This window comes from Flindersiella endophytica, assembly GCF_054779015.1.
Genome location: NZ_BAAGYY010000013.1, coordinates 328,258 through 351,167 on the forward strand (window position 1 = coordinate 328,258; position 22,910 = coordinate 351,167).

Genomic DNA, 22,910 nt, shown 5'->3' on the forward strand with positions numbered 1-22,910 from the left:
CCGCAAGGGGCGGTTCGCCGGCAACCGGTTTTGGTTTCTTCGAAAACTTTCTGGGCGACGGTGTCGGACCGATGCGGAGGCGTTCGTAGCAGGGGTGAGAGGCGGCGCGCGAGGCGGCGCCTCCACCGAGAAGGGACCGGATCCATCATGAGTCTGACCGCCACGCAGGCCGTTACCCGCCGGATGAAGGCGCTGGTGGATCCGATCCACATGGTCGCGTACTTCTCCCCTGAGCCGGACGACGAGCTCATGGCCCTCGGCTTCCGCAACTACTGGGACGGCTACTTCGCCGCGCGATCCGCCCCGCTGGGCCGGGTCCCGGCCGAGGTGGTCCACGCGGTCTTCTACAACTTCGCCGACGGTGAGGTCGCCCGCCACATCCCCCACGTCTGGAACATCACCACGCCCGAGGCGGCACTGGCCGCCCGCGAGCGCGGCTGCGTCGCGGCGTTGCGACGTATCCTCGGCGACCTGGCCGACAGCCCCGGTCTCGTGCGGGCGGCCGACCTCGCCACCAAGGCGGCGGCCGGAGCTCCTCTGGAGGGACGGATCCTGTTCGCCGGGCTCCGGTCGCTGCCGGTGCCGGAGGAGCCGGTGGCGCGGCTCTGGCACGCGGCCACCCTCCTCCGCGAATACCGCGGGGACAGTCACAACGTGGCCCTGGCCGCCGCCGGCATCGGCGGGACGGAGGCGCATGTGCTGGGCGCGCTGGCGGACGGCGTACCGGCGGAGAAGTTCGGCAGGGTGCACCATCTGCCGGCAGCACAGCTGACGGCGGTGGTGGAAGGCATGCGCGCCCGCGGCCTGATCGACGCCACCGGCTGGCTCAGCGACGCCGGCCGAGAGACCAGGGAACGAATCGAGTCGGTCACCGACGACCTCGACGCACCGGCGTACGACAGCCTCTCGCCACGGGAACTCGACCAGCTCATCGCCGACCTCGAACCCATCTCGGCAAAGCTCGACGCCGCCGGCTCCCGCTGACACCGAACTGGGACTCAGTCCCAAACGGGACTCGGTGCCAGTTGGAACCCGGTACCAAACGGGACTCGGTGCCAGTTGGAACCCGGTACCAAACGGGACCCGGTACCAGTTGGAACCCGGTACCAGTTGGAACCCGGTACCAGTTGGAACCCGGTACCAGTTGGAACCCGGTACCAGTTGGAACTCAGTCCCAAAAGGCACTCGGTACCACTTGGAACTCGGTACCACTTGGAACTCGGTACCGAACGGGACTCGGTACCGAGCGGCCGGTGGTCTGGAGGATCAGGCCGGCTTGCGGCCCCATGCGGTGATCATCGGTGCGAGCATGAGGTCCAGGTCGCCGCGCGCGAGGTTTGCCAGATGCGTCTCGATCTCCTCGGGCGTGGCCAGTTCCGCGGCCAGGAGCTGGTCGCGGACGTGCTGGACCGTGGCCGCCTCCAGGACCGCGCACGCTCGTGACGCGATGGGGAAGTAGGCCTCCGCACCAACCTCGGTCAGGTCCGACTCACGCAGCAGCCGGGGCAGCGTGCGACCGTACGCCAGGTCCGCCCCGCGCTCGGCCATCAGCGTCCGGATCTGGCTGCGCAGCTGGTTGGCCAGCGCTTCGCCGGGGCCGCGTTCGTCCGGGCAGGCCAGTGGCTGCAGGGCTGGGTCCCCGTCCTCGATCACCAGCCATCCGCCCGGGCGCAGCGCATCGATCATGACTCGCATCGCGGCCGCGCGATCCTTCAGGTGGACCAGAACCAGCCGGGCGTGGACCAGGTCGAACGTCTCCGCCGGCGGTGGGTCGCCGATCACGTCGTGCCGGCGTACCTCCAGTGCGCCGCCGGCCGCGGGCTCGGCCCACGACACGTCGATGTCCGTGGCCAGCACCCGGCCGCTGGTCCCCACGCGCTCGGCCAGGCCGCGCGGCACCGAGACGCCGCCGGCACCGACCTCCCAGCACCGCCATCCCTCACCCAGCCCCAGGTCGTCGAGGTGGCGGAAGGTCCACGGGTCGAACAACTCGGCCAGCGCCAGGAACCGTTCGCCGGCCTCCGGGCGACGGTTGTCGAGCAGATAGCGGTTCACCGCACCAGTATGGCCCGTCAACCTCGCGCAGGTACCAGACGTTGACGAACCTCACAGTTGGGTCGTTGTGCACCGGCCGTCCGGGGTGTCAACGGCGGCCTGCTCGAGAACCAGTCCGCCGGACCACACGCCGATCCACAGGTCTCAAGCATCGCTGCCCAAAACGATTCCCCGTACCCGGTACCCGGTGCCAGCCGGGCCCCTGCCGTGGGCACGGTGGCCGGCACCGGAGACAGATCCTCCCTAACCTTGTGAGCAGCGCGTCATGTTGAGCGAGAACCGTTTCGGTGGTGGATTGCCCCCTTTCGCGCTCGCCACCACACCGACTCGCACAGTTCGGCCCGGTCTCAGGCGTCCGTTGTTCTCGCCGTTCGACAACGCGACCAACCTGCCCTGCACGACCTCCGCTCCCTCCACCGTGCTGATCACCTGGCCACTCCCGTACGTGAATCGCAGCGTCCAACGGTCCACGGTGTAGTTACTGGTGTTGGTGATCGCGATCGTGGCGCGGAAGTCGCCGTTTGCCTGGTTGACCGCGCGATAGCTCACCCGGCACCCGCTCAGCGGTTCGTCCCCATGTACGAAGAACACGTCCGGCGCCAGCTCGTCGCGCGGAATGTCGGTGTTCGACGCGATCACGTCGCCGAGGTTGTTGCGGAAGTCGATCCCGTACCGAGACCGGATCAGCCGCAGCCCAGGGTCGTTCTCGTAGTAGAACCGGTCCCCGTCCCGCAGGGCACCGAACTGCCGCGTCCAGATCGCCCGCTGCAGCTCGCCGAGGTCGCTGGGGCCGCGATGCCGCTCGGCCACCATGCCGACGAACGCGTCCAGCTTGTCGACCGAGCCGTACATCGCCTTCAGGCGGGCGGCAAGCGTGGTACGTCGCTGCGTGTGGATCACCGACGTGGCTGCTTCGTCGCTGTCCGGCGGGATCGACTCGCCGTTGACATCCATCAGGAGCAGGTTGTCCAGGCTGGACGGGTCGTCGATCTCGCCGCCGGCCCGCAGCTCCGGGTCGGACGGGAAACGGTCCGTCGCCTCGCCCGTCACGGCGGTGAACGAGCGCTTCGGTGAGAGCCCGTACGCCCTGCGCAGGTCGTTGTACGACGGCATGCCGTGGTCGCGGCCGCGTTCGACGTCGATCGCGCCGAGGTCGACAACGCCCTGGAAGCACTCGGGCAGGCTCGGCCCGTCCAGGCAGCCGGGGTTACCCGAGACCGGCACCTGGAACAGCACGCTACGCAGCTGGTTGTCGATCTGCTCGTCGTTCTGGTACTCCGACTCCGACCCGATCCCCTGCAGCAGCGGGCCGAGCTCGATCGCGTTGACCAGGTCCGGGTTGAAGAACGCGACGTTCAGCGGCACGGTCAGCTCGACGTCTTCGCCGTCTTCGCTGGTCTCGACCTCGACTCCCTGCTTCTCCAGGGCCTCCACAGTGTCGTCGGAGTAACGGCCGGCATCCGCCTCCGCCTCGAGCTCGCCGTGGATCTGGCTGTGCCCGCGATACCCGACGGTCGCGAACTCGTTGGAGAGGTTCGCGTTGACGTTCGGGTTGTACCCGCGATACCGAGGCAGCTGTACGCCCATCGCCGGCAGGAACTCCGTATAGGTGATGTACTGCTGCTCCGCGATCACGACCCGGCGAGCGATCTGGAACTTCTGTTCCTCCGTCAGCGAGTCCGGCAACAGGTCGACGATCCGGTTGTGCTCGCGCGCGAACAACGTCTGCGTCGCGGTGAGCGCGATGTTCTCGTTGGCCCGGGTGTCACCGGCGACCGTCGCGCGGCCGGGCTGGCCGAGCAGCCGGCCGTCGAGCGCCATCTGCGGTGCTGTCTGCGCGTCGTCGCGAGAATCCCTTCTCGGCAAGTAGTTCTCGGGCAGCAACAGGTGCGCGCCGTTGTTGCTGAGGTCACCGTCGACAGGGCCCTCCCGCAGCCACTCCAGCCGTTGGCCGGTCGCGCCGTAGACCGCCTCCGCGTCGACGTAGGAGTTGACGGTGTTGACCTGCTGGCGCGGCGTGGTCACGCCCGTGCCAGGAGCCGCGGCCGAACGGGTGAACGCGATCCCGCCCAGCGTGTTGGTGAACTTCTCCAGCGGGTCGTTGTTGTCGAACGCGATCGGCGCCTTCTCTGTGGACTCCTGCCGCAGGCCGATCGTGTGGTCGATGAACTGTCCCCAGGTGAAGCCCCACTGTGTGACGCCTCGTTCGGAGAAGACGTTCTGGTCGATGTCGTTGAACAGGCGGTTGCTCACGTAACGGGTGTCCGGCCCGGCGACCTGTTCGGCGATGCCGTCGGCGTAGTTGGGTCGGGCCACCCGTGAGTACGGCGTGCCGGTCGCCCCCCATTCGGGATGCCGCACGTTGTTCCCACGGCCGTCGAGGCTCTGCACCTCGATCAGCTGGCCCGGGCGTCCGCCCGGTGCACCTGGCCGGCCGTTGTGTCGGGACTGCGTTGTCCCGGTGTCCTGACCTGCCAGGTCTGCCGGATCGGCGTTGCTGAGGCCGGTACCCCCGGCCGTTGCCGAACCGGAAAGGAGAAGCAGTACGGCGAACGTCAGGGCCAGCGATCGCTTCCGCGGGCCCTTGTGACGTCCCCGACGTTTCGGACTGCTGGGCATATCTACCACCAAAAGGGTCGGTGAAAGAAACGCCCCCCTTGGTCCGAAGTCCAACAGTCCGTCAACATAGGGGTTACAGCCGAAGGCCTACCAGGGCCAAAATCCCCTAGGACCCCCTTGGGTTGGGCGGACTTGAGCGGATTCGTCCCGACAACGACGGCCGGTCTCGCCTGCGGTTCGCCCACTCACGAACCCAAGCGTGTCGAACGCCGATCGAACCAGCCGGCCGCCGCTTAACCCACAGCAGCAGTCAGCCGCACCGCCGCCGACTGCCACGAGTCCCGATCGCTGTCGGACGTGATGAGCCCGAACAGCTCCTTGTGGTCGGAGATCTGCCCGGCCCGTCCGGCGTACCGCAGCAGGGTGTTCGCCGAGTGGTAACGCACGAGATACTCCGGGTCACACACGCCGTGACCAAGCGCCTGAACGAGGTCGGACGTCGGCCTGAACCCGGCCAGAGCCCTCGCCGCGTCCAGGCGCGGATACCAGTCCGCGTCCCGCGACGACGTCAGCACCGAGACGATCGGGCCGCTCCAGGCCTGGTCGCCGGTCACGGCACGCAGCGCCTCGGCCAGGCGTACCAGGAACGTCCCTCCCGCGGTCGGAACGGCGGACCGCAGCAGCGCCTCGGCACCGTCGATGGTGATCCCGGCACCGGCCAGCGCCGCGATCGACTGCGCGGCCAGCGGATCCCGCTCCTTGATGCCCAGGGCAAGCATCGTCGAGACCTGGTCGAGGTCGTCGTGAGCGGTCATCGCCAGGTAGTGAAAATCGGGCCCGTCGTGCCAGACGAGGTACGGATCGCCGAACACGCCGTCCCGCCAGACGCTCCAGTCCCTGAAAGTCATGTGGTTCCTCTCGAAGTGTCGATCCGGCGCGATGCCGATCGTGTAGGTGGTGAGAAGCGCTGATACCTGAAAGGAACGTGCCGTGAAACCAGAGGTTCTGCTGAGTGGGCTCGGCATTCCGGAGTCGCCCCGCTGGCACGACGGCCGGCTGTGGTTCTGCAACTGGATCGTTCAGGAAATCGTAGCTGTCGGCCTGGACGGCAAGGCCGAGGTCGTCGCCGCCGGACCGACCTCGATGGGACACTCGATCGACTGGCTGCCCGACGGGCGGATGCTGGTGACCGGCCGCGAGCTGTCGCGGCAGGAACCCGACGGCACCATGGTCACCCACGCCGGCCCGGCCGGTGGCAACGAGATCGTCGTGGACGGGCGCGGGAACATCTACGTCAACGGCGCCGACTTCGACTTCGCCGGCGGTGAGACGCCCAAGCCCGGATACATCAAGCTCGTCACGCCGACTGGTGAGGTACGCGAGGTGGCCGGCGACATCCAGTTCCCGAACGGCATGGTCGTCACGCCCGACAACCGGACGCTGGTGATCGCCGAGTCGTTCGCCGGACGGCTGACGGCGTTCGACATCGCCGCGGACGGCGGCTTGCTCAACCGCCGGGTCTGGGCCGACGGGATCGGTCCGGACGGCATCTGCCTGGACGCAGAGGGCGCGATCTGGACGTCGCCCGGCATGGGCGCGAACGCGTGTGTCCGTGTCGCCGAAGGCGGCCGGATCCTCGACCGGATCGAGTTGCCGGACGGCCACACCCCGTTCGCGCTGATGCTGGGCGGCCCGGACCGGCAGATACTGTTCGTACTCACGGCGGACTGGCGGGCCACGGACAGCATCGGTGACAACCTGCAGCGGCTGGTCACCGGACCGCGTACCGGGAAGGTCCTCACCGTTCCGGCGCCTGCTCCTGGAGCCGGCCGACCGTAGGATCGGCGGTCGTGTTCACAGCAGCCGAACGCGAGCAACTGCGCGACTCGCTGGTCGCCGCCGCCCGTACCGACCCTCGGATCACCGCCGCCGCCCTGACCGGATCCGCGGCGGCCGGCCGCGAGGACGCCTGGTCGGACATCGACCTGGCGTTCCGCCTCGCCGACGCCGGCGACCTCGAGCCGGCGCTCGCGGCGTGGACGGAACGGATGTACCGGGAGCACTCCGCCGTCCATCACCTCGACGTGCTGTCCGGCAGGACGGTGTTCCGGGTCTTCCTGCTGGCCAGCACGCTGCAGGTGGACGTGGCGTTCTGGCCGCCGGACGACTTCGGAGCGACCGGGCCGACGTTCCGGCTGCTGTTCGGCGCCGCGAACGAACGCCCAGCGGCGCGGCCTCCTGCTGCCGCCCAACTGGTCGGCACGGGCTGGCTCTACGCACTGCACGCCCGCTCCTCGATCGCACGTGGCAGGCGCTGGCAGGCGGAGTACATGTTGAGCGGCATGCGCAACCAGGTGATCGGCCTGGCCTGCCTGCGCCACGGCCTCCCATCCCACGAAGGCCGCGGGGTCGACGCCCTGCCGCGGGAGGTCACCGACCCGCTGACCGCGACCCTGACCGGCTCCCTGGACGACGTGTCGCTCCGCCGCGCGTTCGCCGCCATCGCACAAGCGCTGCTCGCCGAAACAGCCCACGCCGACGCCGAGCTCGCCGCCCGTCTGCGCGGCCCGCTCGAAGCGATGATCGTCTAGGCACCGTCATCCGCGCCGGCGTCAGAGGTCCTTGGTGAGCCACAGGATCAGATCGTGGCCGACCTCGACCGTGTCGCCCAGGCGGAGCGGCACCTGGCCTGTGCACGCGCCACGCCCGTCGGGCAGGTAGCCGCGTTTGGCGTAGAGCCGCTGGGCCGGGCCGTACTCGTCGAACAGGCCGACGGTGATGCCGACCCGGCTGCGACCGCGCGCCGCTGCGAGCTGTTCGGCCGCCTCCAGGAGCGCTGTCGCCACACCCAGCCGCCGGAACGAAGGAGCGACCGCGAGCTGGTGTACGAGGGGAATGCCCTGCTCCGCGAACGACGGGTTGCGCGAGGTCCAGCGCACCGTCACCAACCCCACGACCACTCCGTCGAGCCGCGCGACCAGCGTCGTGCCTTCGCCCGTGTCGTGATCGGCGACGTGGTGACGGGCAGCGTCCGCGTCTTCGGTGACCCACTCGGCGAGGAAGCCGAGCACGGCATCCGGCTCGGGGTCGGAGAGGTAGTCGGTGATGGCGACTGACCGATGCCCGGCGGACTCCATTGGCGGACCCTAGCAATCCCGCTACCCTACCTGCGGCCGGGCGTACTCCCCCACCGTTCCACCACAGGAAGCAGGGAGCTACGCGATGCGGAAGTCCCTTTGGCGTAAGCCTGTCCTCGGGCTGGCGCTGGCCGCCGGCCTGTTCGCCGTGACCAGCGCACCGGTGCCGGCATCGGCCGGCGGCACCCACCCGCGCTGGGTCGGCGCCTGGTCCGCGAGCCCGGTCGTCGGCTCGGAGATTCCCTGGATGCCGACCTGTCCAGGCGGGACCGGCCTCACCGACCAGACCGTACGCAACGTCCTGTTCGTCAGCGCCGGAGGCAGCCGGGTACGCGTGCGGCTCACCAACACCTTCGGCACCACTCCGCTGCGGATCGGCTCGGCCGGCGTCGCGATCCAGGCCGAGAACGCCGAGGCCGTCCCCGGATCCGTTCGCCGCCTGACGTTCCACGGCCGGACCAGTACGACACTCCGCCCCGGCGAGGAACGCTTCAGCGATCCCGTCCGCCTGGACGTCCAGCCGCTCAGCACGCTGCTGGTCAGCGTGTACGCACCCGGCCCGACCGGTCCCGTCACCGGGCATCCCTTCACCGCGCAGGGCAACTTCATCGCCACCGGCGACCGGACGAGGCAGAGCACCGGCAGCGGCTACACCGATCTTCCGTGCTGGCTGCTCGCCGACGGCGTCGACGTCCTGTCCACGCAGGCCCGCGGCACGGTCGTCGCGCTCGGGGACTCCATCACCGACACGTCCGCGACGACCGGAAACGCCAACCACCGTTGGCCCGACTACCTCGCGCGACGGCTGAACGAACAGCCCCACGGCCCGAAGCTGTCGGTCGTCAACGCCGGCCTCGGCGGCAACCGCCTGCTCGCCCGCCGCGAGGACGGCGCGTACTGGGGCGTTCCGGTCCTCAAGCGCCTCGACCGCGACGTGTTCGACCAGACCGGTGCGACAGCCGTGATCATGCTGATCGGCATCAACGACATCGGATTCGACGCCACATCAGAGCAGCTGATCGCGGGCTACCGCGAGGTCGCACGACGCACCCACGCCCACGGCCTGAAGATCTACGGCGCCACGCTGACCCCGTTCAAGGGCTCGTTCCTGTGGACCGAGCAACGCCAGCAGACCGCCGACGAGCTGAACGAATGGATCCGTACGACCCACAGCCTCGACGGCGTAGTCGACTTCAACAAAGCGACAGCCGACACCGGCGATCCGCTGGCCCTGAATCCCGCGTACGACAGCGGCGACCACCTGCATCCCGGCGACGGCGGAACCAAGGCGATGGCGGATTCGGTGGATTTGTCGATCTTGGGACATTCAGCCCTTACGAAGCAAGGGGTGAACCTGGCAGGCTAGCCCAATGCGCCTGCGAGGTCTGATCTCTGGTTTGTTGTTGTTCCTCGGCTGTGTCACCGCACTGGCCGCCGTGCCAGTGCGGTGGGCGGACCAGCAGATCCACTCCGACAACTACGCCGACACGATCCGGCCGCTGGTCAAGAACCCCGAGCTCCAGTCGGCACTCGCCGATCTCCTGCTGGAGACCGCCGAGGACAAGACCGGCCAGAAGCTCCCGCCACAGGCGCAGGCCGTGGTCAAGACCCAGGTCGCGACCGTCATGAACACCCCGGAGGCCACCGACCTGTGGGTGCAGGCGAACGTCACCGCCCGCGACGCCGTGGTCAACGGCACCGGCAACCAGGTCGCGGTCGACGTCAACCAGCTGGCAGGCGAGCTGCGCGGCCCGGTCGAGGAGAAGCTGAAGCCCTACAACGTAAGCCTTCCCGAGCTGCCGGCCTCGGCGGGCAAGATCGTGCTGGTCGACGACCCGGCCGTCGGGCAGGCGCGAGAGACCATCCAGCAGATCCAGCAGCTGGCCTCGATCCTCCCCTGGGTCGCGATCGGACTGCTGGCGGCGGCGGTCGCGGTCTCGGCGCGTCGTGGCCGGTCGCTGGTCGCGGCGGGCTTCGGCATCGGGATCCCGGCGCTGATCGGAGTGCTGGTCCTCACGCTCGCAGGAGCCTCGGTGGCCGCGGCCTTCGGCGACTCGCAGACGCAGCCGTTCATCCTCGCACTCGGCGACGCGTTCGTGGGCTCGCTCCGCGCTGACCTGCTCTGGCTGCTGGTGGCATGTGCCCTGGCGATCGTCGGCGGCTTCGTCCTGTCGGCGGTGACGAGCCGCCGCGGCGAGCGGGAGGACCCGGCCTACGGCCCGGACTACGACGACTACGAGGCGGGCCCGCCGCCGTACCAGCCGCAGCCCTACCAGCAGGCTCAGGGATACGGACAACCGCAGTATCCGCAGCAGCAGTACCCACCGCAGCCCCAGCCTTATCCAGGCCAGCAGCAGCCGTATCCCGGCCAGTACCAACAGCCGCCGCAGTACGGGCGGCAACCGCAGCAGCAGCCCTACTACGGCCAGCAGGACGACCGTTACTGAGCGGCCACGTCGGCGACGCCGCCCACCTCGGCCACCGTCCTGCCGTTCTCCGGCCGGAACACCACCCGGATCGGGTCGCCCGCCCGGATCCTGCCGCCGGACACCACCGCGAGGTACGCTCCCGGCCGGCCGGCCGCCAGGAACCGCCGGTGGAACTTCGGGATGCCCATCCCGAACGCCAGGTTCGCACACGAGTCGCACGGCATCCGCACCTCGACCACCACGTCCCGGCCGATCCGCCAGCGCTCACCGATCCGAGCGCCGTTGACGTCCAGCCCGCTCGTCGTGAGGTTCTCGCCGAACCGCCCGGGTCCGATCTCCCGCCCCAGTTCGGCCGTCCACCACTCCAGGTCTTCGCTCGCGAACGCGTACAGCGCCTTGTCCACTCCCCCGTGCTGCTTGCTGCACTGCTTGTCCCCGGCCAGTCCGAGCCGACCGACCTCGACCGGCCCGTCGACCGGCCGCTTGTCGATCGCTGTGTAGCGGGACGGACCGCGCACGACCTCGTGTACGACATTGACGGCCAGCAGCCGCGCGCTCATGCGGGCTCGGCGATCCAGTGGATCGGATCCTCGTCGAGATCGCGGACGCCCGCGTCGTGCAGGGCGCCGGCCACCAGCGTCCGCCGGTGCGCGGCGTAGGTGATCACGTGCGCGATCATCCCGCCGTAGGTGTAGACGCCCGTCTCCTCCGGCGTGGCGCCCGGACACAGCACCATGTCCTCCAGCCGCGACTCCTCGCAGGCCCGGCGCACCTCGGCCACGAACCGCGGCCCGACCCCGGCCAGCCGCTGCCGCATCGAGGAGACACTTTCGCCTTGCTCCACAGCGAAGTCGTATGCCTGGCCGGCCATCATCGCCGTCCACATGTCGAGCTGACCGACCAAGCGGGACAGCAGTGAACGCAGCGTCGGGTCGTCGTCGACGCCTTCGACCGACAGCGAGATCGGCTCACCGAGTTGCGAGTCGCTCAACCCTGCGGCGCGCGAGAGCATCTGGTCGATCAGCCACACGTTGTGCTCGACGATCCTGACCACGAGGTCCATGGAGGTCACCTTTCGGCGGGCCGGCAGGCGCAACCCGCCGGGTGGGTGGAAGTGCACGTCGTTCGGTGCTTCCAGCTCGATCCGCGCGGGATGCCGGCGCCACTGCACCGGCGCCTCGCCGTACGCGCGGGCGAAGGCTCGGGTGAACGCCTCGTGCGAGGAGTACCCAGCCTCGACCGCCACGTCGAGGATCGTGCGGTCGCTCGTCGCCAGGCGATAGGCCGCCCGTTCGAGCAGCACCCGGCGCCGCAACCGGGCCGGCGGCTCACCGGCGGCGGAGGCGATCACCCGGTCGGCATGGAAGCGCGACAGGTGCAGCCGCCGCGCCAGCTCGGCCCCAGTCACGCAGGGGTCGTCGAGCACGTCGGCCAGAAGGTCGACGAAGGCGCTGAGCACGTCGGCTGTCTCGGTCATGACGTCATTGTGTGCCCTGGGCGCCGAGCCCCGTTTGATCGATTTTGCCGTCCCGCCCGAACGCCAGCGTCCGCAGCGCCGTGCTCTCGATGAAGAAACGGTCGTGGCTGACCAGGATCACCGCGCCCGGGAAGTGCAGCAGCGCACGCTCCATCACCTGCGTGCTCGTGATGTCGAGGTGGTTGGTCGGCTCGTCCAGGATGATCACGGACGCGCCGGACAGCAGGCACTGCGCCAGCGCGACTCTGGCCTGCTGGCCGCCCGACAGCGTGCCGAGCTTCTGCTGCAAGTCCATCTCGGAGAACCGGAACAGCCCGAGGAAACGGTTGACCTGCTTGCGCGGAGCGGCATAGGCCAGGCTGTCGGGCGGCAGCGCGTTCACCGAGTGGCTCACCGTGTCGTCGGGATCGAGCTCGGCCAGCACCTGGTTGTAGTACGCGAACCTCGCGCCCTTGCTCCAGACGATCCGGCCGGTGTCGGGTGTCTCCTGGCCGGTGAGGACGTCGAGCAACGTCGTCTTGCCCGAGCCGTTGGGCCCGACGATCGCGATCCTGTCGCCGCGATGCACGGAGAAACTCACGTCCTCGAAGAGCGGGTCGCCGCCGTACCCCTTGCCGATGCCCTCCACCCAGCACAGATCGCCCGGCACTTTGAGGTTCTGGTAGATGCCGGTGACGATCCGGTCGACCGGGCGTGGCGTCACGCTCTTCTTGATGTTGGCCAGCCGGCGGGAAAGCTTCCGTTCGGTGAGCGCCTCCTGCTCGTAGACCAGCAGCTCTTCCTCGTGGGCGAACTGCCGCTCGAGCGTCTTCAGCCGCAACTGCTTCTTGCGGACGTACTCGGAGTAGCCACCGTCGTACTCCTGCAGGTGGAAGTTCTCGACCTCGATCACACGGTTGACGACCATGTCGAGGAAGTGCCGGTCGTGCGACACGACCAGCAACGCGCCACGAAACTGCTGGAACCACTGTTCCAGCCAGCGCAGACCGGTGAGGTCGAGGTAGTTGGTCGGCTCGTCCATCAGCAGGACGTCCGGTTGCTGCAGCAGGATCCTGGCCAGCGCGGCGCGGTTGCGCCAGCCGCCGGACAGCTGCGCGACCGGCAGCTTGCGGTGCACGTCGTGGAAGCCGAGCTCGCTCAGCACGGTGTCGATCCGGTTCTGGTACGTCCAGCCGTCAACGGCGTCCATCCGCTCCAGCAGGGCGGCTTGCCTGTGCAGCAGCGCATCGTCGGCCGAACGTTCGAGCGCGCGGGCCACGTCGTCGAGCTCGTCCTCGATCGCCTTGATATCGGCGAACAACGCCGAAAGGATCTCCTCGATCGTCTCCTGGCCGTCCAGCTCGGAGAACTGCGAGAAGTACCCGATCGTGACGCCCTGTGTGATGTCGACCGTGCCGGCATCCGGCTGCTCGCGGCCGAGGATCAGGTTGAGCACCGTGGTCTTGCCGGCCCCGTTCTTCCCGATCAGACCCACCTTGTCGCCCGCCGACAGCCGCAGGAAGACCTCCCGCAGCACCGGACGACGGCCGAACCGTTTGTCGATGCCTGCCAGCCGCACGAAGCTCACGTTGCGTACTCCTCCCAGGTCGCCACGAATAGCCGACCAGCTCGCCACGACCGGTGCAAGCGAATTACGGCCCGGATACCCCGAAACATCTGAAGAGACACGCCATCTAGGGGTCCATCGGAATGTCGGTGCCCAGATGTAGTGTCTCTTCTCGCCGATGGTTCGTCCGGCCTGCCAGGCCGGACGAGGCAAGAGGGAACCCGGTGGGATTCCGGGACTGCCCCCGCAGCGGTGAGCGAGAACGAACGCCGTCACTGTCTGCTATCGACGTAGCCGCGCGCGAGGCTGCGACGAGAGCAGAGGGTCGAGCACTGGATGTGGACGCACGTCTGGGAAGCGACGGCAACTAGGTGGCTCAGCCAGGCCAGGCCGAGTGTGCTCGCGAGTCCGAAGACCTGCCCTCGGTACGCACGCGCCCGTGTGCGTCCCACACGCTTGAGCTCGCGAGGAGAGAGCACGTGTCCACATCATCTGTGTCATTTTCTGGGACTCAGCATGCCGTCCTACGCCGTGACGGCTCCACTTCACCGTTCGATCCCAGCAAGATCTCCGTCGCCCTGACCAAGGCCTTCCTGGCCGTCGAGGGCGACTCGGCGGAGACCTCCGCCCGGATCCATCAGACCGTCGCCGAGCTGACCGAGCAGGTCACCGGCTCGCTCACCCGGCACGCTCGCACCCTCCACATCGAAGACATCCAGGATCAGGTCGAGCTCGCGCTGATGCGCGGCGAGCACCACAGGGTCGCCCGGGCCTATGTGCTCTATCGCGACGAGCACGCCCGCGAACGCGAGCGCCAACGCGCCGCTGCCGAGTCGTCCGCCGCGCCGGTCCAGGAGCCCGTGATCCGGGTCAAGGGCGCCGGCGGCGAGCTGGCGCCACTCGACTCCGCCCGACTGCGGCGGGTCGTCGACGAGGCCTGCGAAGGGCTGGCCGGCGCCGCCGCCGGCACCGTGCTGGCCGAGATCCAGCGCAACCTCTACGACGGCATCAGCCTCGCCGAGCTCGAGCTCGCGCAGGTGATGGCCGCGCGCACGTTCGTCGAGACCGACCCCGACTACAGCCTGCTGTCGGCCCGGCTGCTGCTCGACAAGCTGCGCAGGGAGGCGTTGACGTTCCTCGCCGGCGCGCCCGACGAGGCGACGCAGCAGCAGATGACGCAGCGCTACGCCGACTACTTCCAGGCTTACGTCCACCGCGCGATCGAGGTCGAGCTGCTCGACCCGGAGCTCGCCACGTTCGATCTCGACCGGATCGGTGCGGCGTTGCTGCCCGAGCGCGATCTCGCGTTCCAGTTCCTCGGGCTGCAGACGCTCTACGACCGCTACTTCCTGCACTCCGACGGCGTTCGCTTCGAGCTGCCGCAGGCGTTCTTCATGCGGGTGGCGATGGGCCTTGCCATGCGCGAGGGCGACCGCGAAGCTCGCGCGATCGAGTTCTACCGGCTGCTGTCGTCGTTCGACTTCATGGCGTCCACGCCGACGCTGTTCAACGCCGGCACCACCCGCCCGCAGCTGTCGTCCTGCTTCCTCACCACCGTGAGCGACGATCTCGACGGCATCTTCCAGAGCATCAAGAACAACGCGCTGCTGGCGAAATACTCCGGTGGTCTCGGCAACGACTGGACCCCCGTCCGCGGCATGGGCGCCCACATCAAGGGCACCAACGGCAAGTCGCAGGGTCTCGTGCCGTTCCTGAAGGTCGCCAACGACACTGCCGTAGCCGTCAATCAGTGCTTCGCGCCTGAGACGCAGGTCTACACCGCTGACGGCGTCAAAGAGATCCAAGCCGTCGAGATCGGTGACCTCGTCCTTGGAATCAGCGGGAACTACCGCCAGGTAACCCAGACGTTCGTCTACGAGCAAGTCGACCCGATGGTCGAGATCAACGTCGAACACTCGATCGAGCCGGTCAGGGTCACGGCTGGCCATCCGTTCTACGCGATCCAAGGCGTTCCCATGGAACAGGATTGCGAGCGCACGTACGAATGGCTGGCGAAGAGCAAGGTTCGACCAGACTGGGTGGAGGCCGGGAAGCTCTGCAAGGGTGACTACATCGCACAGGTCGTGCCCAGGGAGGTCGTCCTGGTCCCTGGACTAAGTGTCGAGGACGCGCGGCTCTACGGGATCTTGCTGGGCGACGGCCATCTCTCGAAGGACGGGCTCGAGTGGGGCGTGTGCGGAAACCCGCAACGTGACACTCACCTGTCGTTCGTCCGTGCCTATCTCACCGATCGCGGCATCCACTTCTGGGAGGCGAGCCGCGACGACAGCTACGCGACCATCAGGTGGGCCTCCGGGCGAGGCGTACTGAAGGACCCGGCGACGGGCCGCATCACCGGACCGAACGAGCCAACCCTTCCGTTCGGCTACACCGACCTCTACGACGATGAGCACAACAAACACATCTCTCGTCGTCTCGCGCACCTTCCGCCTGAACAGACCCGTGCGCTGGTCCATGGATTGCTCGAGACCGACGGAGGCGTGTCCCGCGGAGTTGAGATCTACTTCACCACCACCTCGAAGACCTTGGCGGCGGGCATCCGCTACCAACTCCTGCGTCTGGGCATACCGACCGCTGGGCAGTATCGCGAGCGAGACACGAGCCATGTGGGTTATCGGTCGGATGGATCCGAGGTAACGTTCCGAGGGCTCACAAAGGCGTTCGACATCCGGGTCCCGGCCGTTCCCGGCATCGCCGAACTGGTCGGCGCCAAACCCATCCACAAACGCAACTGGCTTGAACACGCCGGGATGGTCTTCTCACGGATCCGTGACGTGCACGACTTCGCTCTCACACCAACCGTGTTCGACCTCGAGGTCGAGGGTGACGAGTCATATATGACGGTGGCCGGACTCGCACACAACGGCGGCCGCCGCAAGGGTGCCGCCTGCGCCTACCTCGAGACCTGGCACATCGACGTCGAGGAGTTCCTCGACCTGCGCAAGAACACCGGCGACGACCGGCGGCGCACCCACGACATGAACACCGCCAACTGGGTGCCCGACCTCTTCCTGCAGCGCGTCGAGGCCGACGCGCAGTGGACGTTGTTCTCGCCCGACGAGACCTCCGACCTGCACGACCTCTACGGCACGGCCTTCGCCGAGCGCTACGCCGACTACGAGGCGATGGCCGACCGCGGCGAGATCCGGGTCTTCCGGCGCGTGCGTGCTGTCGAGTTGTGGCGCCGGATGCTGACGATGCTGTTCGAGACCGGGCACCCGTGGATCACGTTCAAGGACCCGTGCAACCTGCGGTCGCCGCAGCAGCACATCGGTGTCGTGCACTCGTCCAACCTGTGCACGGAGATCACGCTCAACACCGACATCGAGGAAGTCGCGGTCTGCAACCTGGGTTCGGTCAACCTCGCCAACCACGTCGGGCCGGACGGGCTCGACCAGGAGCAGCTGGGCCGCACGATCAACACCGCGCTGCGGATGCTCGACAACGTGATCGACATCAACTTCTACACCATTCCGGAGGCGCGGCGGTCCAACCTGCGGCACCGGCCGGTCGGGCTCGGGCTGATGGGCTTCCAGGACGCGTTGTTCAAGTTGCGGATCCCCTTGTCGTCCGAGGCAGCGGTCGAGTTCGCCGATGCCAGCATGGAGGCGATCAGCTACCACGCGATCGCCGCATCGTCGGAGCTGGCGGCGGAGCGTGGGCCGTACGACAGCTTCGAGGGATCGCTTTGGAGCAACGGCGTGCTGCCGATCGACTCGATCAGCCTGGTCGGCGCGGCCCGCGGCGGTGACCTCACGATGGACACCACCACGCGGCTCGACTGGGACGGGCTGCGCGAGCGGGTGCTCACGGCCGGCATGCGCAACTCCAACGTGATGGCGATCGCGCCGACGGCCACGATCTCCAACATCTGTGGCGTCGGGCAGTCGATCGAGCCGCTCTACCGCAACCTTTATGTGAAGTCCAACATGTCGGGTGACTTCACCGTCATCAACCCCTACCTCGTGCGTGACCTGAAGCAGCGCGGCCTGTGGGACGAGGTGATGGTGAGCGACCTGAAATACTTCGACGGTGCGCTCGGCCCGATCGACCGGATTCCCGCCGATCTGAAGGCGTTGTACGCCACGGCGTTCGAGGTCGAGCCGGCGTGGCTCATCCAGGCTGCCTCCCGGCGGCAGAAGTGGATCGACCAGGCGCAGTCGCTCAACCTCTACGTCGCGGCACCGAGCGGCCGCAAGCTCGACGAGCTCTACCGGTTGGCGTGGCGCAGCGGCTTGAAGACCACTTACTACCTCCGTTCGTCCTCGGCGACGCACGTGGAGAAGAGCACGCTGCGCGGCACCGACGGCAAGCTCAACGCCGTCTCGCCGGTGGCGGTGGTCGCTGCCGAGCCCACGCCCGAACCCCAGATCGTCGAGGGCGCCGTGTGCTCGATCGACGACCCCGAATGCGAAGCCTGCCAGTAAAGGCCGATTGGAGACAGCTTTCATGAACGACACCACCGGCCTCGGCGAGATCGACCGCAACGCCTCGCGGGTTTCCGTCGACGACAAGGCGATGATCAACGCCCGTGCCGACGTCAACCAGCTGCTGCCGTTGAAATACCGCTGGGCCTGGGAGAAATACCTCGCGGGCTGCAACAACCACTGGATGCCGACCGAGGTCTCGATGCAGGCCGACATCGCGCTCTGGAAGTCACCCGACGGCCTGACCGCCGACGAACGGCTGATGCTGAAGCGCAACCTCGGCTTCTTCGCGACGTCGGAGTCGCTGGTCGCCAACAACATCGTGCTGGCGGTCTACCGGCACCTCACCAACCCCGAGTGCCGGCAGTATCTCCTGCGGCAGGCGTTCGAGGAAGCCGTGCACACGCACACGTTCGAGTACATCTGCGAGAGCCTCGGCCTCGACGAGGGCGAGCTGTTCAACATGTACCGCGAGGTTCCCTCGATCACCGACAAGGCGGCGTGGGCGCTCGAATACACCCAGCACCTGGAGGACCCGTCGTTCCGCACCGGCACGCCGGAGGCCGACCAGGCGTTCCTGCGTGACCTGGTGGCGTTCTACGTCATCTTCGAGGGCATGTGGTTCTACACCGGCTTCGCGCAGATCCTGTCGCTCGGGCGGCGCAACAAGATGGTCGGGATCGCCGAGCAGTACCAATACATCCTGCGCGACGAGTCGATCCACCTCAACTTCGGCATCGACACGATCAACCAGATCAAGCTGGAGAACCCGCAGCTTTGGAGCGAGTCGTTCCAGGCCGAGGTGCGCACGATGCTGGCCGAGGCGTGTGAGCTGGAGGTCGCCTACGGCCGCGACACCATGCCACGTGGGATCCTCGGGCTCAACTCCGAGCTCTGCGAGCAGTACATGCACGTCATCACCAACCGGCGATGCGCGCAGCTCGGGCTCGAGCCGGTCTTCCCGGCCGCCGAGAATCCGTTCCCGTGGATGTCGGAGATGATGGATCTGAAGAAGGAGAAGAACTTCTTCGAGACCCGCGTGATCGAATACCAGTCCGGCGGCGCGCTGTCCTGGGACTAACGCGTCTGCCCCGCGTCGCCGTTGATCCGGTCCAGGATCACGGCGGCGCGGTCCGGCAGGCCGGCGGGCGGGACGTCGACGAGCTCGTAGCCGAACTCCCGGTAGACGTCCTCGTGGGTGCGCTCGAACGTCAACGAGTCCTCGAAACTGATCCGCCGGGCGGCTGTCGGCTCGACGTAGCCGAGATTGCGGACGAAGAAGACCTCGCGGGCGTAGAACCGCTTCGTCTCGAGCCGTTCGATCTCGGCCGCCAGCGCGGCGGGGATCGGATAGCCGAGATGGACCGCGAGCGCGTACGTGCAGATCGGCGAGCGGTCGTAGAACTGCGTGAGCCCGGTTGCCCCGGCGGTGCGTTGGCGCTGCTGTTGCAGGGCGAGGATCTCCTCGACGAACAACGGTGAACGCCACGGCTCGATCTCGCCGAGCGCGTGCCGCAGGGCGATCGTCGCCGTCGCCGCCTCTTCGACGACTGGGAACCCCTCGTGCTCCAGGTACCTCAGCAGTGCGGTCTTGCCCGAGCCGGGCGTGCCGGTCAGCACATACCTCATGGCGATCTTCCTTACGACGTGCGGCGATCCAGCGATCCGGTGCGCCGCGGCGATCAGAATCCGAACGAGTTGTGTGGTTCGGCGTCGATGCGGAACAACCGGGCCAGCCGCCCGATCGCGCCTTCGGCGTGCGGAGTGATGTGGCCCGCGTACGCCAGGTCGCGCGCCGACATGCCACCGAGGTAGAGCGAGCTCAGCGCCGCCACGGCGATCGTCACATCCGCCCGTTGATCGGTGGGACCGCAGGTCACCGAGTCGCCGTCCGTTCGCAGCAGCCAGGTCCCGTTGTTCGCCGGGCACATCCGGTCATCGTCGATGCGGAACGTCAGCTCGCCGGGCACGTCGTACGAGCGTTGCGTCAGGGCGACCGGCACGTCGAGAAGCCGTGCCCACAGGTTGTCCGATTGACGGGTGACGCGCATCGCCCGCGGGTTGGCGAGCATCCACCGCAGCGGCTCGTCCCGAGGACGTCCAGCCGCCACGACTGTCTTGGTGAGATCGAAGTCGATGAGCAGACTCCACAACGCGCGGTAGGCAACCGGATGGCTGGCCTCCAGCGCCTCGACGACCAGCGTCCCGGCCGCTTGGGCGGTCGGCGACCACGGCAACCGGAAGTTGGCGACGCCCTCCACCTCACCGTGCTGGTTTCGATACACGAGATACCGCAACGGCCCGTTCGTGCCGTCCGCGTCGTCCGAGAGCCGGTCCCAGTGCCCAGGCCTGGGCGCGAGCTCGCCGACCCGATCGCGGCGGACCGCCGCGTGGACCACGGGCCACGCCTGCTTCGCCTCCGCGGCACCGGTCAGCTCCAGCGACCCCGGCTCGGACTCGACCGGACGCAGGACTGCCTCGTGCCGGGCCAGTTCCCACCGAGTCCGGTAGGTCGCCGGTGAGTACCCGAAGCGGCCGTAGATGCTGCCCTCGCTCGCGCTGAGCATCGCAAGCGGTTCGCCCCGCTCCAGGGCGGCGTCGAACATGGCCTGCATCATCCTGCGCAAGTAGCCGCGTCGCCGATGCGTCGCGATCACGCCGGTGGCGGTGACGCCGGCCATCGTCACCGTCCGCCCACCGGGGACCGTCACGTCGAAGGAGATGGTGGCCGACGCGCCGACACACCTGCCGTCGTCGAAGGTCGCGATCGGGTGGAAGGACTCGTCCCTGACGTCGGCCTCCGCCCACTTCTCCAGCTGCGCCAGAGTCGCCGGAGGGTTCTGCGGTGCCCATGGGCCGAGGCCGCCATGCCACGCGGCGTCCGCCGGCTCCCAGCTGGGCAGCCCGTTCGCGTACGGCAGCACTCTGTAGTAGCCGGCCATCTCGTCCGGACGCGGCGGACGAACCTCAGTCATCGTGCGGGACATTCTCGACCTCTCCGATCGGGGTTTGCGGCAACTGATGCCGGCGGCCAGGCACACCGGCTCAGTGCACAGCGCTCTGGAAGCCGGCTCGATACGCGGTGGGGCTGGTGCCGACGATGCGCCTGAACCGTTCGCGAAATGCGGTCGGTGAGCCGAAACCGACCTCGGCGGCGATCCGGTCGACGGGCTGGCTGGTCGCTTCGAGCAGCTGCTGGGCCCTCCGGATCCGAGCACGCAACAACCACTGTAGCGGTGTGCTGCCGGTCTGCTCGCGGAAGCGGCGATTCAACGTGCGAGTGCTGAGGCAGGCCTGCGCGGCGATGTCCTCCAGGCTGAGATCCTTCGCACAGTTGTCGTCGAGCCAGGCCAAGAGGGGTTCCAGCACCGAGCCGCGCGGGGTGGGAGGCGGGTCGGTGACGATGAACTGCGCCTGCCCGCCCTCGCGCTCCAGCGGCATCACCGACATCCGCGCGGCAGCGGCGGCCACCGTCGCGCCGTAGTCGCGGCGGACGAGGTGCAGGCACAGGTCCAGGCCGGCCGCGGCGCCGGCGGAGGTGAGGAACTGCCCGTTGTCGACGTAGAGCACGTTCGGATCGACGTCGATCCTGGGGTACAGCTCGGCCAAGCGGGCGGCCGCCATCCAGTGTGTCGTCGCGCACAGGCCGTCCAGCAGACCGGTCGCCGCGAGCGTGAACGCGCCCGAGCAGATCGATGCGATCCGCGTACCGCCGGCGGCGGCCTGTCGCAGCGCGTCGATCACCGCACGTGAGGTGGCCCGCGGTTCGGAAAGCCCAGGAACGATGATCGTGCCGGCCTCGGCGAGCAGCTCCAGTCCGGCCGGCGGATGCAGGGTGAACCTGCCGGCGTCGATGCTGCGCTTCGGCCCGCAGACCTCGACGCGGTAAGCGGGCCGGCCGTCGGCCAGCCGTACCCGGCTGAACACCTCGATCGGCGTCGCCAGATCGAACGGGATCACCTTGTCCAGTGCGAGGACCGCCACCGTGTGCACGGCGACCAGCATAGGAGCGAGCTGGCGAGAATCCGTCGGAAGGTGGCAATCCAGCCAGTTCCGGAACGAGCCCGCCGGCGAATAGCGTCGGCGCGTGACGAAGCTCCTGCTCTCCATCCATGTCCTCGCGGCGATCCTCGCCGTCGGCCCGGTGGCGGTGGCGGCCAGCATGTTCCCCGCCGCCCTGCGCCGAGCGGACTCGAGCCTCACCATCCCGCGTAGCCTGCACCGGATCTGCCGGGTCTACGCCACGGTCGGCGTGGCGGTGCCGGTGTTCGGGCTGGCGACCGCCAGCAGTCTCGGCGTGCTCACAGACGCGTGGTTGCTGATCTCGATCGGGCTCACGACAGCGGCTGCCGCTGTGCTCGGCCTGCTGGTGCTGCCCGGCCAGCGCAGCGCGCTCGCCGGCGGTCCCGCGGCCGCCGGGCGGCTGGCGATGTACACCGGCACGTTCAACCTGCTCTGGGCCGTCGTCACCGTGCTGATGATCATCCGGCCCGGCTCGACGACGGGAGCCTGACCGCGATGAGCCCTGCCAGGCAAGCGCTTCGCGTCGTGGCATTCGTCGAGCTGGCGACGCTGCTGCTCCTCCTGATCAACCTCGCCACTGTGCACTGGGAGCCGATCTCGTCCCTGGCCGGCCCGACGCACGGTTGCGCGTACCTGCTCGTCGTCATCCTCACCTGGCGGCAGCCCGGCGCCGACCCGCGAACCAAAGCCATCGCTGTGCTCCCCGCCGTGGGCGGGTTGCTCGTGCTCCGCCGGCTACCGGACGGGCTACCTAACGAGCCGAGCGATACGTCAGGCGACGCAGCAGCACCTCGAACGGACCTCTGAGCCCGCGCCGCCGCATCAGCTCGGCCAGCCCGACCGTCAACAGCCACGTGCACACGGCGACCACCGCCGTCAGCGCGACGCCGATCCGCGAGCCCAGCCCGAAGAGGTACGGCGGGACAGCACCGCCCACACCACCGACTGCGACAGGTAGCAGCTCATCGAGCGCTGTCCCACCGCCGAGACCGCCCGGACGCCAGCGTGCGGTCCTTCCAGCGCACCGCGCCGGCGAACATCACCGCCAGCACGCCGTACGCCGCGATGATGTCGCCGTAGAAGAGCAGGAGGCCGTGCAGGAACCCGAACACGATCATCCACCGGCCGCGCCGCCGCAGCAGCTTGCGCGGCGCCGGCCACTCGACGCCGCGGGCCTGCTGGCGTTGGAAGATCTGCACCAGGCCTACCCGAACAAGGCTCCGGCTTTCGGAGGAG

20 protein-coding genes and 1 riboswitch are annotated in these 22,910 nt (G+C 68.3%); of the genes, 8 read left to right on the forward strand and 12 right to left on the reverse strand.

Going from position 1 to position 22,910, the window contains the following annotated elements:
- The first annotated feature begins 147 nt into the window (after positions 1-147).
- Positions 148-984 (forward strand): SCO6745 family protein, encoded by an 837-nt coding sequence (locus ACYVF6_RS13795; protein WP_460520966.1) that lies wholly within the window; start codon positions 148-150, stop codon positions 982-984.
- A 282-nt stretch (positions 985-1,266) separates the two neighbouring features.
- On the opposite strand, the gene ACYVF6_RS13800 is transcribed toward ACYVF6_RS13795, so the two are convergent.
- The 3 genes from ACYVF6_RS13800 to ACYVF6_RS13810 all read right to left on the reverse strand — a co-directional run bounded on the left by ACYVF6_RS13800 (position 1,267) and on the right by ACYVF6_RS13810 (position 5,522).
- Positions 1,267-2,055 carry a class I SAM-dependent methyltransferase gene (locus ACYVF6_RS13800; RefSeq protein WP_460520968.1) on the reverse strand — a complete coding sequence of 263 codons (789 nt, stop codon included), beginning with the start codon at positions 2,053-2,055 and terminating at the stop codon, positions 1,267-1,269.
- A 243-nt stretch (positions 2,056-2,298) separates the two neighbouring features.
- Entirely contained in the window at positions 2,299-4,674 is a 2,376-nt protein-coding gene (locus ACYVF6_RS13805; protein ID WP_460520970.1) for a peroxidase family protein, read from the reverse strand.
- Between the two features lie 233 nt (positions 4,675-4,907).
- Positions 4,908-5,522: a hypothetical protein gene (locus tag ACYVF6_RS13810; protein ID WP_460520972.1), complete on the reverse strand. Its 615-nt coding sequence runs from the start codon at positions 5,520-5,522 to the stop codon at positions 4,908-4,910.
- A gap of 82 nt (positions 5,523-5,604) precedes the next feature.
- On the opposite strand from ACYVF6_RS13810, the gene ACYVF6_RS13815 reads away from it, so the two are divergent.
- Complete coding sequence (locus tag ACYVF6_RS13815) at positions 5,605-6,453, forward strand: SMP-30/gluconolactonase/LRE family protein (protein ID WP_460520974.1); 849 nt, start codon at positions 5,605-5,607, stop codon at positions 6,451-6,453.
- Positions 6,454-6,464: 11 nt separating this feature from the next.
- Positions 6,465-7,205 (forward strand): nucleotidyltransferase domain-containing protein, encoded by a 741-nt coding sequence (locus ACYVF6_RS13820; protein ID WP_460520976.1) that lies wholly within the window; start codon positions 6,465-6,467, stop codon positions 7,203-7,205.
- 21 nt (positions 7,206-7,226) lie between these two features.
- Here ACYVF6_RS13820 and ACYVF6_RS13825 read toward each other — a convergent pair whose 3' ends face one another.
- Positions 7,227-7,751 carry a GNAT family N-acetyltransferase gene (locus ACYVF6_RS13825; protein WP_460520978.1) on the reverse strand — a complete coding sequence of 175 codons (525 nt, stop codon included), beginning with the start codon at positions 7,749-7,751 and terminating at the stop codon, positions 7,227-7,229.
- An 85-nt stretch (positions 7,752-7,836) separates the two neighbouring features.
- Between ACYVF6_RS13825 and ACYVF6_RS13830 the strand changes: the two genes are divergently transcribed.
- Entirely contained in the window at positions 7,837-9,117 is a 1,281-nt protein-coding gene (locus tag ACYVF6_RS13830; RefSeq protein WP_460520980.1) for an SGNH/GDSL hydrolase family protein, read from the forward strand.
- 4 nt (positions 9,118-9,121) lie between these two features.
- Entirely contained in the window at positions 9,122-10,198 is a 1,077-nt protein-coding gene (locus tag ACYVF6_RS13835; RefSeq protein WP_460520982.1) for a hypothetical protein, read from the forward strand.
- On the opposite strand, the gene ACYVF6_RS13840 is transcribed toward ACYVF6_RS13835, so the two are convergent.
- The 3 genes from ACYVF6_RS13840 to ACYVF6_RS13850 are packed head-to-tail and all read right to left on the reverse strand — an operon-like array spanning position 10,192 to position 13,224.
- Positions 10,192-10,740, reverse strand: coding sequence for an MOSC domain-containing protein (locus ACYVF6_RS13840; RefSeq protein ID WP_460520984.1), 549 nt, complete (start codon positions 10,738-10,740; stop codon positions 10,192-10,194). The genes ACYVF6_RS13835 and ACYVF6_RS13840 overlap by 7 nt on opposite strands.
- Complete coding sequence (locus tag ACYVF6_RS13845) at positions 10,737-11,657, reverse strand: helix-turn-helix domain-containing protein (protein ID WP_460520986.1); 921 nt, start codon at positions 11,655-11,657, stop codon at positions 10,737-10,739. The genes ACYVF6_RS13840 and ACYVF6_RS13845 overlap by 4 nt, the downstream gene beginning before the upstream one ends.
- Positions 11,658-11,661: 4 nt before the next feature.
- Positions 11,662-13,224 (reverse strand): ABC-F family ATP-binding cassette domain-containing protein, encoded by a 1,563-nt coding sequence (locus tag ACYVF6_RS13850; RefSeq protein ID WP_460520988.1) that lies wholly within the window; start codon positions 13,222-13,224, stop codon positions 11,662-11,664.
- 141 nt (positions 13,225-13,365) lie between these two features.
- Positions 13,366-13,641: riboswitch (cobalamin riboswitch) on the forward strand.
- A gap of 41 nt (positions 13,642-13,682) precedes the next feature.
- On the opposite strand from ACYVF6_RS13850, the gene ACYVF6_RS13855 reads away from it, so the two are divergent.
- Both ACYVF6_RS13855 and ACYVF6_RS13860 read left to right on the forward strand, forming a co-directional pair.
- Entirely contained in the window at positions 13,683-17,651 is a 3,969-nt protein-coding gene (locus ACYVF6_RS13855) for a ribonucleoside-diphosphate reductase subunit alpha (protein ID WP_460520990.1), read from the forward strand.
- 7 nt (positions 17,652-17,658) lie between these two features.
- The gene (locus tag ACYVF6_RS13860; protein WP_460520992.1) at positions 17,659-18,732 is read left to right on the forward strand and encodes a ribonucleotide-diphosphate reductase subunit beta; all 1,074 of its coding nucleotides are present in this window, start codon (positions 17,659-17,661) and stop codon (positions 18,730-18,732) included.
- On the opposite strand, the gene ACYVF6_RS13865 is transcribed toward ACYVF6_RS13860, so the two are convergent.
- The 3 genes from ACYVF6_RS13865 to ACYVF6_RS13875 all read right to left on the reverse strand — a co-directional run bounded on the left by ACYVF6_RS13865 (position 18,729) and on the right by ACYVF6_RS13875 (position 21,644).
- Positions 18,729-19,280 (reverse strand): AAA family ATPase, encoded by a 552-nt coding sequence (locus ACYVF6_RS13865; RefSeq protein ID WP_460520994.1) that lies wholly within the window; start codon positions 19,278-19,280, stop codon positions 18,729-18,731. The genes ACYVF6_RS13860 and ACYVF6_RS13865 overlap by 4 nt on opposite strands.
- Positions 19,281-19,333: 53 nt before the next feature.
- On the reverse strand, positions 19,334-20,626 hold the full coding sequence (locus ACYVF6_RS13870) for a GNAT family N-acetyltransferase (protein WP_460520996.1): 1,293 nt from the start codon (positions 20,624-20,626) through the stop codon (positions 19,334-19,336).
- A gap of 70 nt (positions 20,627-20,696) precedes the next feature.
- Positions 20,697-21,644 (reverse strand): GlxA family transcriptional regulator, encoded by a 948-nt coding sequence (locus ACYVF6_RS13875; protein WP_460520998.1) that lies wholly within the window; start codon positions 21,642-21,644, stop codon positions 20,697-20,699.
- Between the two features lie 94 nt (positions 21,645-21,738).
- Between ACYVF6_RS13875 and ACYVF6_RS13880 the strand changes: the two genes are divergently transcribed.
- Entirely contained in the window at positions 21,739-22,164 is a 426-nt protein-coding gene (locus tag ACYVF6_RS13880; RefSeq protein ID WP_460521000.1) for a hypothetical protein, read from the forward strand.
- 261 nt (positions 22,165-22,425) lie between these two features.
- Here ACYVF6_RS13880 and ACYVF6_RS13885 read toward each other — a convergent pair whose 3' ends face one another.
- Both ACYVF6_RS13885 and ACYVF6_RS13890 read right to left on the reverse strand, forming a co-directional pair.
- Entirely contained in the window at positions 22,426-22,611 is a 186-nt protein-coding gene (locus ACYVF6_RS13885; RefSeq protein WP_460521002.1) for a DUF418 domain-containing protein, read from the reverse strand.
- Between the two features lie 25 nt (positions 22,612-22,636).
- Positions 22,637-22,873: a hypothetical protein gene (locus ACYVF6_RS13890; RefSeq protein ID WP_460521004.1), complete on the reverse strand. Its 237-nt coding sequence runs from the start codon at positions 22,871-22,873 to the stop codon at positions 22,637-22,639.
- Between the last annotated feature and the right edge of the window lie 37 nt (positions 22,874-22,910).

Excerpts from the sequence above, each read along its gene's own strand:
- ACYVF6_RS13870 (WP_460520996.1), bottom strand. The coding sequence starts at position 20,626 with ATGACTGAGGTTCGTCCGCCGCGTCCGGACGAGATGGCCGGCTACTAC.
- ACYVF6_RS13830 (WP_460520980.1), top strand. The coding sequence starts at position 7,837 with ATGCGGAAGTCCCTTTGGCGTAAGCCTGTCCTCGGGCTGGCGCTGGCC.
- ACYVF6_RS13865 (WP_460520994.1), bottom strand. The coding sequence starts at position 19,280 with ATGAGGTATGTGCTGACCGGCACGCCCGGCTCGGGCAAGACCGCACTG.
- ACYVF6_RS13825 (WP_460520978.1), bottom strand. The coding sequence starts at position 7,751 with ATGGAGTCCGCCGGGCATCGGTCAGTCGCCATCACCGACTACCTCTCC.
- ACYVF6_RS13795 (WP_460520966.1), top strand. The coding sequence starts at position 148 with ATGAGTCTGACCGCCACGCAGGCCGTTACCCGCCGGATGAAGGCGCTG.
- ACYVF6_RS13835 (WP_460520982.1), top strand. The coding sequence starts at position 9,122 with ATGCGCCTGCGAGGTCTGATCTCTGGTTTGTTGTTGTTCCTCGGCTGT.
- ACYVF6_RS13845 (WP_460520986.1), bottom strand. The coding sequence starts at position 11,657 with ATGACCGAGACAGCCGACGTGCTCAGCGCCTTCGTCGACCTTCTGGCC.
- ACYVF6_RS13810 (WP_460520972.1), bottom strand. The coding sequence starts at position 5,522 with ATGACTTTCAGGGACTGGAGCGTCTGGCGGGACGGCGTGTTCGGCGAT.
- ACYVF6_RS13805 (WP_460520970.1), bottom strand. The coding sequence starts at position 4,674 with ATGCCCAGCAGTCCGAAACGTCGGGGACGTCACAAGGGCCCGCGGAAG.
- ACYVF6_RS13840 (WP_460520984.1), bottom strand. The coding sequence starts at position 10,740 with ATGAGCGCGCGGCTGCTGGCCGTCAATGTCGTACACGAGGTCGTGCGC.